Annotated in this window: 12 protein-coding genes, 1 other RNA gene and 1 other annotated feature; of the genes, 12 read left to right on the plus strand and 1 reads right to left on the minus strand. The window is 48.4% G+C overall.

Annotated features, from left to right (window positions below):
* The first annotated feature begins 82 nt into the window (after positions 1-82).
* The 5 genes from G9F48_RS11600 (at position 83) to G9F48_RS11620 (ending at position 4,768) form a co-directional block, all read left to right on the plus strand.
* Positions 83-253, plus strand: a complete 171-nt coding sequence (locus G9F48_RS11600; protein WP_094247699.1) for a YrzK family protein — start codon at positions 83-85, stop codon at positions 251-253.
* Between the two features lie 60 nt (positions 254-313).
* Positions 314-546, plus strand: a binding site (T-box leader).
* A gap of 63 nt (positions 547-609) precedes the next feature.
* Positions 610-1,884, plus strand: coding sequence for a histidine--tRNA ligase (gene hisS, locus G9F48_RS11605; RefSeq protein WP_070082158.1), 1,275 nt, complete (start codon positions 610-612; stop codon positions 1,882-1,884).
* 14 nt (positions 1,885-1,898) lie between these two features.
* Entirely contained in the window at positions 1,899-3,677 is a 1,779-nt protein-coding gene (gene aspS, locus G9F48_RS11610) for an aspartate--tRNA ligase (RefSeq protein ID WP_165409518.1), read from the plus strand.
* Positions 3,678-3,740: 63 nt separating this feature from the next.
* A non-coding RNA gene (gene ssrS / locus G9F48_RS11615) (6S RNA) lies at positions 3,741-3,932 on the plus strand.
* Between the two features lie 71 nt (positions 3,933-4,003).
* Positions 4,004-4,768, plus strand: a complete 765-nt coding sequence (locus G9F48_RS11620; RefSeq protein ID WP_156735598.1) for a tRNA threonylcarbamoyladenosine dehydratase — start codon at positions 4,004-4,006, stop codon at positions 4,766-4,768.
* A 75-nt stretch (positions 4,769-4,843) separates the two neighbouring features.
* Here the strand turns inward: G9F48_RS11620 and G9F48_RS11625 are convergent, their stop codons facing one another.
* Positions 4,844-6,112, minus strand: a complete 1,269-nt coding sequence (locus tag G9F48_RS11625; RefSeq protein WP_165409519.1) for a replication-associated recombination protein A — start codon at positions 6,110-6,112, stop codon at positions 4,844-4,846.
* Between the two features lie 194 nt (positions 6,113-6,306).
* Here G9F48_RS11625 and cymR point away from each other — a divergent pair, with 194 nt between their 5' ends.
* The 7 genes from cymR (at position 6,307) to G9F48_RS11660 (ending at position 12,919) form a co-directional block, all read left to right on the plus strand.
* Positions 6,307-6,723 carry a cysteine metabolism transcriptional regulator CymR gene (gene cymR / locus G9F48_RS11630; RefSeq protein WP_003152730.1) on the plus strand — a complete coding sequence of 139 codons (417 nt, stop codon included), beginning with the start codon at positions 6,307-6,309 and terminating at the stop codon, positions 6,721-6,723.
* 18 nt (positions 6,724-6,741) lie between these two features.
* On the plus strand, positions 6,742-7,881 hold the full coding sequence (locus tag G9F48_RS11635; protein ID WP_071391560.1) for a cysteine desulfurase family protein: 1,140 nt from the start codon (positions 6,742-6,744) through the stop codon (positions 7,879-7,881).
* 36 nt (positions 7,882-7,917) lie between these two features.
* A complete protein-coding gene (mnmA, locus tag G9F48_RS11640) occupies positions 7,918-9,033 on the plus strand; it encodes a tRNA 2-thiouridine(34) synthase MnmA (protein ID WP_024085647.1) in 1,116 nt (371 codons plus the stop codon).
* Positions 9,034-9,120: 87 nt separating this feature from the next.
* Positions 9,121-9,741 (plus strand): tetratricopeptide repeat protein, encoded by a 621-nt coding sequence (locus tag G9F48_RS11645; RefSeq protein WP_156735694.1) that lies wholly within the window; start codon positions 9,121-9,123, stop codon positions 9,739-9,741.
* Positions 9,742-9,759: 18 nt separating this feature from the next.
* Entirely contained in the window at positions 9,760-12,138 is a 2,379-nt protein-coding gene (gene recD2 / locus G9F48_RS11650; protein ID WP_058906208.1) for an SF1B family DNA helicase RecD2, read from the plus strand.
* Positions 12,139-12,256: 118 nt separating this feature from the next.
* A complete protein-coding gene (locus G9F48_RS11655; protein WP_003152735.1) occupies positions 12,257-12,715 on the plus strand; it encodes a PRC-barrel domain-containing protein in 459 nt (152 codons plus the stop codon).
* Between the two features lie 12 nt (positions 12,716-12,727).
* On the plus strand, positions 12,728-12,919 hold the full coding sequence (locus G9F48_RS11660; RefSeq protein WP_003152738.1) for a hypothetical protein: 192 nt from the start codon (positions 12,728-12,730) through the stop codon (positions 12,917-12,919).
* The last annotated feature ends 8 nt before the right edge of the window (positions 12,920-12,927 follow it).

Raw genomic sequence — 12,927 nt, forward strand, 5'->3', positions numbered from 1 at the left:
GTATTTTCCTTGCTGAATGTTAAATAAAAATAAAATGGTTTGTTTATACTAGTCATAAATACAGCGAAAAGGTGTGCAAATCATGAAATATCAACCAAAAATGGGACGCGCGCTGCACGATGCGGAAGGAAATCTGCACTTCAGTGATCAGAGCGATAGAGAAAAGGCGGGTTTTCTAGAAGAGACGTCGACGGAGTTCGGTCTCTTATCGAAAGAAGCGGTCGCAAGGAAAAACAGACGGAATAAAACTTGACAGGGGAGTGCAATCCCATTATTATAATAGAAATTGATGTACATAAGTCATGATAACGATTTTGAACCGATAATGGAGAAGAGTAGGTCAGAATGCATGGAGAAGAGAGGAACCGTCCCGGGCTGAAAGCGGATCCGCACTGCATCTTTCTCGAAACAACACTCCGGAGGTTCCCTGCTGAACGCTTTTGCAAGTCATTAGGCAGCGGACGTGAACCTGCGTTAAAGGTCAGAGCGGGGATGCTTCGGCATTCCAACTAGGGTGGCACCACGGGTATAACTCTCGTCCCTACTATACATGTATAGTAGGAGCGGGAGTTTTTTTATTTGAAGAAAGACATTAAGGAGGCCTGTAACATGGCATATCACATTCCAAGAGGCACACAGGACATACTGCCGGGTGAATCAGACAGATGGCAGTTCGTCGAACAAATTATGAGGGAGACGTGCCGCACTTATCAATATAAAGAAATCCGCACGCCGATCTTCGAGCATACGGAATTATTCGCAAGAGGCGTCGGTGAGTCTACAGATATCGTGCAGAAAGAAATGTACACGTTTGAAGACCGTAAAGGGAGAAGCCTGACGCTTCGGCCGGAAGGAACAGCCGCCGCAGTCCGCGCGTTCAATGAAAATAAATTATTTGCGAACCCGGTGCAGCCGACGAAGCTTTATTATGTCGGACCGATGTTCCGTTACGAACGTCCGCAGACAGGGCGTTTCCGCCAATTTTATCAATTCGGAATTGAAGCGATCGGCTCCAAAGATCCGGCCGTGGATGCAGAAGTCATTGCGCTTGCGATGAGTATTTACCGTAAAGCCGGTTTGAAACATGTCAAGCTTGTGCTGAACAGCCTTGGTGACCAGGAGAGCCGCAAATCCTACCGGGAAGCGCTCGTCAAACATTTTGAACCGCGCATCGGAGAATTTTGCTCAGACTGCCAGTCGCGTCTGCACACAAACCCGCTCAGAATTCTTGACTGCAAGAAAGACAGAGAGCATGAACTGATGAAAACGGCTCCGTCCATTCTTGATTACTTAAATGAAGAATCAGCCGCTTATTTTGAGAAGGTAAAACAATATTTAAACGATCTCGGCATCCCGTTCGAAATAGATCCGAACCTTGTCAGAGGGCTTGATTATTATAACCATACCGCTTTTGAAATTATGAGCAATGCCGAAGGATTCGGAGCGATTACAACCCTTGCCGGCGGGGGCCGCTATGACGGGCTTGTTGAACAGATCGGCGGTCCCGAAGCGCCGGGTATCGGATTTGCGATGAGCATCGAACGTCTGCTGGCAGCCATTGACGCTGAGAAAACAGACCTTCCCGTCAATCAGGGGATTGACTGCTACATCGTGACGCTCGGAGAAAAAGCGAAGGATTATTCCGTTTCCCTCGTGTACAAACTGAGAGAAGCGGGCATCTCAAGTGAAATCGATTATGAAAATAAAAAGATGAAGGGCCAATTCAAAACGGCTGACCGTCTCGGCGCACGTTTTATTGCGATTTTAGGGGAAGATGAGCTTGCCCAAAATAAAATCAATGTAAAAGATGCGGAAACAGGAGAGCAGCGTGAAGTGGTGTTAGACGAGCTGATACAAGTGTTAAAGGCAGATCAAAAGCAGTGAAGGAGAGGAACGCTATGTTTGGAAGAACATATTATTGTGGCGAGATAACTGAAAAAGCGATTGGCGAAACCGTCAAACTGAAAGGGTGGGTGCAGAAGCGGCGCGATCTCGGCGGCTTGATTTTCATTGATTTGCGTGACCGCTCGGGTATTGTGCAAGTCGTGTTCAACCCTGACGTATCGAAGGAAGCCCTTGCCGCAGCGGAAGCCATCAGAAACGAATATGTGCTTGATATCGAAGGCACGGTTTCTGCCCGTGAAGAAGGCACGGTGAATCCCAACCTGAAAACCGGTAAAATTGAAATCAAAGCTGAAGCGGTGACGGTGCTCAGCACGGCGAAAACGCCTCCGTTTCCGATCAGTGACCAGGCGGCTGACGTTTCTGAAGACGTCCGGTTAAAACACCGCTATTTGGATTTGCGCCGCCCGGCGATGTTTCAAACATTGCAAATGCGCCATCAAGTCACAAAATCCATCCGCCATTTCTTGGATGAAAACGGATTTCTTGATATTGAAACACCGATTTTAACAAAAAGTTCTCCCGAAGGCGCCCGTGATTACTTAGTGCCGAGCCGGGTGCATGAAGGGGAATTTTACGCCCTTCCGCAATCGCCGCAGATTTTTAAACAGCTTCTGATGGTGTCGGGCTTTGAACGGTATTATCAAGTGGCCCGCTGCTTCCGCGATGAAGACTTGCGTGCCGACCGCCAGCCGGAATTTACGCAGATTGATATTGAAATGTCCTTTATGAGTCAAGAGGACATCATGGCTCTGGCGGAAGAGATGATGGCGAAAGTCATGCTCGAAACAAAAGACGTTGAAGTACCGCTGCCGCTTCCGCGAATGACATATGAAGAAGCGATGAACAGCTACGGTTCCGACAAACCCGATACCCGCTTCGGCATGCTGCTGACGGACGTGTCAGACATAGTGAAAGATACTGAATTTAAGGTGTTCTCATCAGCCGTGGCAAACGGCGGCGTTGTAAAAGCCATCAATGTCAAAGGCGCTGCCGGCGACTATTCCAGAAAAGATATCGATGCGCTCGGCGTTTTTGCCGGAAATTACGGCGCGAAAGGTCTCGCTTGGGTGAAAGTTGAAGCTGACGGCGTAAAAGGCCCGATTGCGAAATTCTTTGATGAAGAGAAGCAGGCAAAACTGGCTGAAGCGCTTAATGCTTCTGAAGGCGATCTGCTCCTGTTCGGCGCTGATAAGTTTGAGGTTGTGGCTCAATCCCTCGGCGCGCTTCGCTTAAAACTCGGCAAAGAACGCGGTCTGATTGACGAAAGCCTCTTCAACTTCCTGTGGGTTGTGGACTGGCCGTTACTGGAGCATGACGAGGAAGAAGGCCGTTTCTATGCGGCTCACCATCCGTTTACAATGCCTGTCCGTGAAGATCTTGACCTGATTGAAACGGCGCCTGAAGATATGAAAGCGCAGGCTTACGACCTTGTCTTAAACGGCTATGAACTCGGCGGAGGCTCAATCCGTATTTTTGAAAAAGACGTTCAGGAAAAAATGTTCGGGCTTCTCGGCTTTACAAAAGAAGAAGCGGAGGAGGAGTTCGGATACCTTCTTGAAGCCTTTGAATACGGAGCCCCTCCGCACGGCGGAATCGCGCTCGGCTTAGACCGGTTGGTTATGCTTCTTGCAGGCCGCACAAACTTAAGAGATACGATCGCTTTCCCGAAAACGGCAAGCGCAAGCTGCCTTCTTACGGAAGCGCCCGGCGAAGTGAGCGACGCCCAGCTTGAAGAACTTCACCTTTCTGTCAAAAGAAAAGTGAAACAGTAAAGATCAGCAGTTTGTTTCTTGAAAATCAAAATCTGCTGTGATATGATTTTTAACAAGTTAAATAAAGTCCTGATGTGTTAGTTGTACACCTAGTTTTGACCGAACATTTTTTTGATTTGGGAGCCCGTATTTTTAAATGGCGTACATGCCTCTTTTCATTCGTTAAGAGGACTTACAAGATTTAAAAAAGGGCACCCACCTGCTGAGAGCGGGTTCAAAACGAAGGAAAGCTGCAACGGCACAATTGGGACTTTATTTTTTGTGCGCTGAAACCAGCGGCTTTCTGACAAGCCGAGTTTATAAAACCAGAATGTGGAGTGAGTCTCTTGTTACATCAGTTTTCCAGAAATGAGCTAGCGATTGGAAAAGAAGGGCTGGACACGTTAAAAAACAGCACGGCGGCCGTTCTCGGCGTCGGCGGAGTCGGTTCATTCGCAGCCGAAGCATTGGCGAGGTCCGGAGTGGGGCGGATCGTGCTTGTCGATAAAGATGATGTTGACATTACAAACGTAAACCGCCAGCTGCATGCGCTCTTGTCGACGGTGGGACAGCCGAAAACAGAATTGATGAAAGAGCGGATCGCTGATATTAATCCGGATTGTGACGTCGTCGCCTTAAAAATGTTTTATACAGAAGAGACGTATGAGCAGTTCTTTGAGTATCCGCTCGATTACGTCATTGACGCGTCGGATACGATTCATTATAAAATTCATCTGATGAAAGAATGTCTGAAACGGAATGTTCCGCTGATTTCAAGCATGGGAGCGGCGAATAAAACAGACCCGACACGCTTTCAGATTGCTGATATTTCAAAAACCCATACTGATCCGATTGCCAAAGTCGTCCGCACAAGACTTCGCAAAGAGGGCATTAAAAAAGGCGTACAGGTCATTTTTTCTGATGAAAGCCCGATCGTCATCCGTGAAGACGTCAGAAAAGAAGTCGGGAATGATGAAGCGAAAATCCGCAAAGCGCAAATGCCGCCGTCTTCCAACGCCTGGGTTCCGTCAGTGGCCGGTCTGATTATGGGCGGACATGTTGTCATGGAGCTCTTAAAGGACATCGACATTAAACGGGTTAAAGATAAGTAAAAAGAAAAACAGCCTTCTTCAGGAAAGGCTGTTTTTTTATTTGAATCCGCCGTTTACACGAAAGATCTTGTCCGGTTATTTTTTCTGCTTCATCAGTTTTTCATACACTTGCTTTATGGCGGCTTCAAATTTCCCCGTTTGTTTCGGTTTATAGTATTGCTTGTTTTTTAACGGATCGGGCAAATATTGCTGTTTGACCCATCCATTCTCGAAATCGTGGGGATATTGATAGCCGATCCCGCGTCCGAGCTCTTGGGCCCCTTTATAGTGGGCGTCTTTTAAATGTTTCGGCACATCGCCGATTTTACCAGTCCTGATGTCTTTGAGCGCCTCATCAACGGCTGAGATGGCGGAGTTTGATTTTGGCGAGAGGCATAATTCGATTACCGCATTGGCCAGCGGAATTCTTGCTTCCGGAAAGCCGATCCGTTCTGCGGTCTGAATCGCGCTCAGCACCCGGGGGCCTGCCTGCGGGCTTGCGAGGCCGATATCTTCATAGGCGATCACGAGAAGTCTTCTTGATATGCTTTCAAGGTCTCCGGCTTCGATCAGACGGGCCAGATAATGAAGGGCGGCGTTTGCGTCCGAGCCCCGGATCGATTTTTGGAACGCGGATAAGACGTCATAATGCGCATCGCCGTTTTTATCATGGGTATAGCTTTTTTTCTGCAGACATTCTTCCGCTGTTTCCCGTGTAATCCGGATCGTGCCGTCGCTTGATTCCTTTGTGGAGAGCACGGCAAGCTCCAGTGCGTTCAAAGCGGAGCGGACGTCTCCTCCGCATCCTTGTGCGAAATGATCCATCGCGTCGTCGTCCACCGAAACGCTGTAGGAACCGAGTCCCCGGTGTTCATCTGTGAGCGCTCTTTTCAATGCCTGCTTGATCAGGTCGGGTGTTAACGGTTCAAGCTCAAATATCTGGGTTCGGCTTCTGATGGCCGGGTTAATGGCATGATAAGGGTTGGCGGTCGTCGCGCCGATTAAAATAATCATGCCGTTTTCTAAATAGGGCAGCAGAAAATCCTGCTTTCCCTTATCAAGCCTGTGCACTTCATCAAGGATTAAAATGACCTGACCTGACATTTTCGCTTCCTGTACGACAATCTCCATGTCTTTTTTATTATGAATGACGGCATTCAATTTCCTGAATGCGATGCTTGTCGATCCTGCGATCGCTGTGGCGATGGACGTTTTTCCGATGCCCGGCGGTCCGTACAGGATCATGGATGATAAGTGCTTCGCACGCACCATTCTGCCGATGATTTTATCTTCTTTGACCAAATGTTCCTGGCCGATAATGTCTTCGATATTGGCAGGCCGCATCCGATACGCCAATGGTTTCATGAACATCTCTCCTTACATATACAGGGTAACGGAAAACGGACGATTAGAAAAGCGAATTGCGGCGGGCCCCGTGTTTCAATGAAAATTAGGATAAGTTATGTTATAATAACAGTTGGTCTATAAGATACTAAACAGATTATTCATATCCATTTACTTGTATAAATTAACAATTAGAATTGACTGGGGTGTTCATATTGAAAATATCGACAAAGGGAAGATACGGGCTCACCATTATGATTGAATTGGCGAAAAAGCATGGAGACGGTCCGACGTCGCTCAAAAGCATCGCCCAAACAAACAGCCTTTCTGAGCATTACTTGGAACAGCTTGTATCACCGCTCAGAAACGCCGGACTCGTAAAAAGCATCAGAGGCGCTTACGGGGGCTACGTGCTCGGGGGCCAGCCTGAAGAGATAACGGCCGGAGATATTATCAGAGTGCTGGAAGGGCCGATCAGCCCGGTAGAAGTGCTTGAGGATGAAGAGCCTGCCAAGCGGGAGTTATGGATCCGCATCCGCGACGCTGTAAAAGACGTGCTGGACAGCACGACGTTAGAAGACCTTGCGAGCTACACGGACGGCGAGCAGGAAGCTTATATGTTCTATATTTAAACCAGAGGTGTACAGACAATGGAACGGATTTATTTAGATCATGCAGCGACTTCCCCGATGGATGAGCGTGTGCTCGAAGAAATGAAGCCCCATTTCTTCGGCAGTTTCGGCAACCCGTCAAGCATTCATTCATTCGGGAGAGAATCCCGGAAATGGGTCGATGAAGCGAGAGCGGACATCGCGCGCGAAATCAGTGCGAAAGAACAGGAAATTATTTTCACAAGCGGCGGCACGGAGGCTGATAATTTAGCGATTTTCGGAACGGCTGCCGCCCGGAAGAATGAAGGAAAGCATATCATTACGACCGCTGTTGAGCATCATGCTGTATTGCACGCCTGCGAAAAGCTGGAAGAAGACGGCTTTGAGGTGACATACCTCATCCCCGGCCCTTCAGGACGGATCAGTGCAAATCAGGTGAAAGAAGCGCTCCGTGATGATACAATCCTTGTTACCGTCATGTATGGCAATAACGAAGTCGGAACCATTCAGCCGATTGACGAAATCGGAGAGCTGTTAAGCGGGCATCAGGCCTATTTTCACACAGATGCCGTCCAGGCATTCGGTTATATGCCGATTGACGTGAAAAAAAGCAGAATTGACATGCTGTCTGTTTCCGGTCACAAGCTTAACGGGCCTAAAGGGACAGGCTTTTTATATGTAAATCAAGAGGTGAAGCTGTCACCGATTCTTCTCGGGGGAGAGCAGGAACGAAAGCGCCGCGCGGGGACGGAAAATGTACCGGGCATCGCCGGCTTAAAAGAAGCGGTCGTCCTTTCAAACCGTGAGAGGGAAGAGAAAACAGCGAAGTATAAGGAGTTTAAGAACATCATCATGAGCACGCTGGAAGAAGCCGGCGTCACAGCGGAGGTGAACGGAGATGCCGAGAAATGCCTGCCTCATATTTTAAACCTTTACTTTCCCGGTGTGCCGGTGGAAGCGCTGCTGGTCAATCTTGACATGGAAGGCATTGCCGTCTCCAGCGGATCTGCTTGTACAGCGGGATCCGTTCTTCCGTCCCATGTGCTTACGGCCATGTTCGGAAGTGAGAGCGGCAGGCTGACTTCGTCAATCCGCCTCAGCTTCGGCCTCGGCAATACGGCGGAACAAATCGAAACAGCCGCCGAAAAGCTTGCCGCCGTCGTTAAACGGCTTGCTTAAAACGGCGGACTTATGTTTTTAATGGAGTGAATGCAAATGGAAAAACGGCCGGAGGATACAAGAGTCGTAGTCGGCATGTCCGGCGGCGTGGACTCTTCCGTAGCGGCCCTTCTGCTGAAGGAGCAGGGCTACGATGTAATCGGAATCTTTATGAAAAACTGGGATGATACGGACGAAAATGGTTTTTGCACGGCGACGGAAGATTATGAAGACGTCATCCGGGTCTGCAACCAGATCGGAATTCCGTATTATGCCGTCAATTTTGAGAAGCAATATTGGGAAAAGGTATTTCAATATTTCCTTGATGAATATAAAGCCGGAAGAACCCCCAATCCGGATGTCATGTGCAATAAAGAAATTAAGTTTAAGGCTTTCTTGGATCATGCTCTGTCACTCGGCGCGGATTATCTTGCGACGGGCCATTACGCCCGCGTGGACAGAAGCGCAGGTACAGTGCGCATGCTCCGCGGTCTGGATGAAAACAAGGACCAGACTTATTTTCTGAATCAGCTCAATCAGGAACAGCTCAGCAAAGTCATGTTCCCGATCGGTGATCTGCAAAAAAGCCGCGTGCGGGAAATCGCCAAAGAAGCGGAACTTGCGACAGCTGCGAAAAAAGACAGCACGGGAATCTGCTTTATCGGCGAACGCAACTTCAAAACGTTTCTCAGCCAATATCTCCCCGCTCAGCCGGGCGATATGATGACAATGGACGGAGAAATAAAAGGGCGTCATGACGGTCTGATGTATTATACAATCGGACAGCGCCACGGTCTTGGAATCGGCGGAAGCGGCGAGCCGTGGTTCGCCGTCGGTAAAGATCTTGAAAAAAACATTCTGTATGTTGATCAAGGGTTCCATAATCCGCTTCTGTATTCCGATAAGATCACGGCGACAAATGTCAGCTGGACGCGTCCGGGTCTGATGGACGGCGGCGAAATGACATGCACGGCGAAATTCCGCTACCGTCAGGAAGATCACAAAGTAACGGTGAAAATGACGGGTGATGATGAAGCGGAAATCATTTTTGACGGGCAGGTACGCGCCGTTACGCCGGGACAAGCCGTCGTTTTTTATGACGGAGAAGAGTGCCTCGGCGGCGGAACGATAGATGACGTTTATAAAGACGGAACAAAACTGTGGTACGTATAACACATGTAAAAAACCTCAACTCGCATGTTGGGGTTTTTTAGCGAAAGGAAGTTAAAAATGGATTATAATAAAATCGGGATTGATGCCATGCAGGAGGGCGATTTTGAAAAAGCGGCAGAGGCTTTTACGAAAGCGATTGAGGAAAACGGCCAAGACCCGGTGCCGTACATCAACTTCGCAAATCTGCTTTCTTCTGTGAACGAACTCGAACGGGCGCTTGCATTCTATAACAGAGCGCTTGAATTGGACAATTCGGCGGCAGCCGCTTATTACGGTGCGGGAAACGTATATGTGATGAAAGAATCGTTTTCCGAAGCGAAGGATATGTTTGAAAAAGCGCTTCGCTCCGGAATGGAAAACGGAGATTTGTTTTATATGCTGGGGACCGTTCTCGTTAAATTAGAGCGGCCGAAGCTTGCACTGCCGTATTTGCAGCGTGCCGTTGAATTAAACGAAAATGACACGGAAGCGCGCTTCCAGTTCGGAATGTGTCTCGCAAATGAAGAAATGCTGGATGAAGCTCTTGCGCAGTTTGAGACGGTGATCGAGCAGGATCCAAGACACGCGGACGCATTTTATAATGCCGGGGTCGCTTACGCGTACAAAGAAAATCGTGAAAAGGCGCTTGAGATGCTGGAAGGCGCAATCGGCATACAGCCTGACCATATGCTTGCGCTTCATGCGAAACAGCTTATCACCCAGTCATAACAAAAGGAGGGAAGGCTCGTGGATCAGCTGAACATCGAAGAACAGCCGTATGTAAAAGGCGTCATTCATACGGTCATTTATCATAATGACACCAACCTGTATACAGTGCTGAAAGTCAAGGTTGCAGAAACGTCTGAGGCGATCGAAGACAAGGTCGTATCCGTAACGGGCTACTTCCCTCTGCTGCAAGAAGATGAGACCTACACATTTTACGGAAAAACCGCCACGCATCCTAAGTTCGGCCTGCAATTTCAGGCTGAACACTTTAAAAAAGAAATTCCGACCACAAAAGAAGGGATCATTCACTATTTATCAAGTGATCTGTTTGAAGGAATCGGAAAAAAAACGGCGGAAGAAATCGTCAAAAAGCTTGGAGACGGCGCGCTCAATAAAATTCTGGCTGATGCATCGGTGCTTTATGATGTGCCGAAAATGTCAAAAAAGAAAGCGGACAAACTGGCGGGAGAGCTGCAGCGGCATCAGGGTCTCGAGCAGATTATGATCTCTCTGAACCAATACGGTTTCGGGCCCCAGCTATCCATGAAAATATATCAGGCCTACGAAACGGAAACCTTGGAGAAAATTCAGGAAAATCCTTATCAGCTTGTAAAAGACGTTGAAGGCATCGGCTTTGTGAAAGCTGACGAGCTGGGCGGAAAAATGGGTCTGTCAGGAAACCACCCGGAGCGGATCAAAGCGGCTATCTTATATACGATTGAATCGACCTGTCTTTCAGAGGGCCATACGTACATAGAAACGAAGCAGCTGATTATCAATACGCAAACGCTTCTGAATCAGTCAGCTGAAGGCGGCCGCGTCACGGAAATGGATGCGGCTGACGGCATCATCGCCCTCGGGGAGAGTAAGGATATCGTCATCGAAGGAGAGCGCTGCTATTTTCCGTCCTTGTTTTATGCGGAACAAAACGTCGCAAAACGCGTGCTCGACATTGCGGCCCAGACGGAGTATGCCGATCAGTTTCCTGAATCGGAATTTCTGCTTGCACTCGGTGAACTGGAAGAACGGATGAATGTTCAATACGCACCAAGCCAAAAGGATGCCATTCAAAAAGCGCTGTCTTCACCGATGCTTTTACTGACCGGAGGACCGGGAACGGGGAAAACGACCGTTATTAAAGGAATCGTGGAATTATACAGTGAACTGCACGGCGTATCCCTTGACCCCGGTGATTATAAAAAAGACGAGGCGTTTCCGGTGCTGCTTGCCGCGCCGACCGGAAGAGCCGCAAAACGGATGAGCGAATCTACGGGTCTGCCGGCTGTTACGATTCACAGGCTGCTCGGCTGGAATGGCGCTGAAGGCTTTACCTACAACGAAGATCAGCCGATTGAAGGGAAACTGATCATTATAGACGAAGCGAGTATGCTTGATATCTGGCTCGCCAGCCATTTGTTTAAGGCGCTTCCTAAGCACATTCAGCTCATTATAGTCGGTGATGAAGACCAGCTTCCTTCAGTAGGACCGGGGCAGGTGCTCAGAGATCTTTTGGCTTCTGAAGTGCTGCCGACCGTGCGCCTGACAGATATTTACCGTCAGGCTGAAGGATCATCCATTGTGGAACTTGCCCATGATATGAAAAAAGGACTGCTTCCAAAGGGGCTGACCGCGCCGACAAAGGACCGCTCATTTATCCGCTGTAATTCTTCACAGATTAAAGAAGTCGTGGATCAGGTCGTCTCGAATGCGTTAAAAAAGGGGTATACCTCCAGAGATATTCAAGTGCTTGCCCCGATGTACAGGGGAAAAGCGGGAATTAACGAGCTGAACATGCTTCTTCAGGACATCATGAATCCGCCTAAAGAAAAAAGGCGGGAGCTGAAATTCGGAGATGTCGTCTACAGGACGGGCGATAAAATATTGCAGCTTGTCAACCAGCCGGAAAACAATGTGTTTAACGGCGATATCGGCGAAATCGTGTCCATTTTTTATGCCAAAGAAAATACGGAAAAAGAAGACATGGTCGTCGTCTCGTTTGACGGCAACGAAATCACCTTTACGAAAAAGGATTTCAGCCAGTTTACCCACGCTTACTGCTGTTCCATTCATAAGTCGCAGGGAAGCGAATTCCCGATTGTCGTCCTGCCTGTCGTCAAAGGCTACTATCGAATGCTCAGGAGAAATCTGCTTTATACCGCCATTACAAGAGCGAAAAAATTCCTGATTCTTTGCGGAGAAGAAGAAGCGCTTGAATGGGGCGTCAAAAACAATGATGCCACCGTCAGACAGACATCGCTTAAAAACAGGCTCACAGAGCAGACTGAAGAGATGGATGCAGAACTGGCCGCCCTGCAAAAAGAGCTGCCGTTCAGTGTATACGATGCGAACATCGGAATGGAAGGCATCACGCCTTTTGACTTTATGGAAGAAAAAGCGTAAATAAAACCCGGCGTATGTTCATGCGCCGGGTTTTCGCCTGTGGAAGTCATTTCAAAGTATGCTGCCCGGCTTCTTGGCAAAACCTATATGTGTTCAACAAAAGGTGGTTGATCACACTTTGAGAACATGCCATGCAGCTGAAGGACGAACAGTATATGACGAAAACACCGGGCGCAGTCTCGGAATGATATCGGATGTATGTTTCTCTCTTGACGGCCGGTTTCTCGGTTTCGTACTGGAGCAGAAACGCCTGTTTCACAACCGCCATCTTTTTTTAGGGGCAAGTGATATAAAAGAGATGGATCAAGAAGCCGTAGCTGCCGGTCATGCTCATTTGCAGCCTTTGCCGAAGAGCTGTTTCACCTTTGAACAGATTAAAATGCAGCCGGTGAAATCGCCTGATGGTGAAATGTTCGGTTTGCTGGAAGATGTATACTTTTGTTTGGACAGGGGCATAATCGTAGCATATGAACTCTCGGACGGCTTCTTTTCAGATCTGGCTGGCAGACGCCAAGTGCGCCGCGCCGCCGATATGCTTATTGAAGCGGGGAAAGAAGGCATCGTCCTGAACGGATAAGAGGTGTAGTCTGTGCTTGTATGTCCGAACTGCAAAAGTAAAGATATCGGCAAAATCGGCGTAAACCAATACTATTGCTGGGGCTGCTTCATTGAGCTGACGGTGGCCAAAGGCAAAATTGCGACACATCAAGTAGAGGAAGACGGCACGTTAAGCAGTCTTGATGATTTGTTTTCTGAAGACGAACGCAGTATCAATTTTTAAAGTTGAAA

Origin of the sequence: Bacillus sp. EKM420B, from assembly GCF_011065565.1 — a bacterium.
Taxonomy (GTDB): Bacteria; Bacillota; Bacilli; order Bacillales; family Bacillaceae; genus Bacillus; species Bacillus velezensis.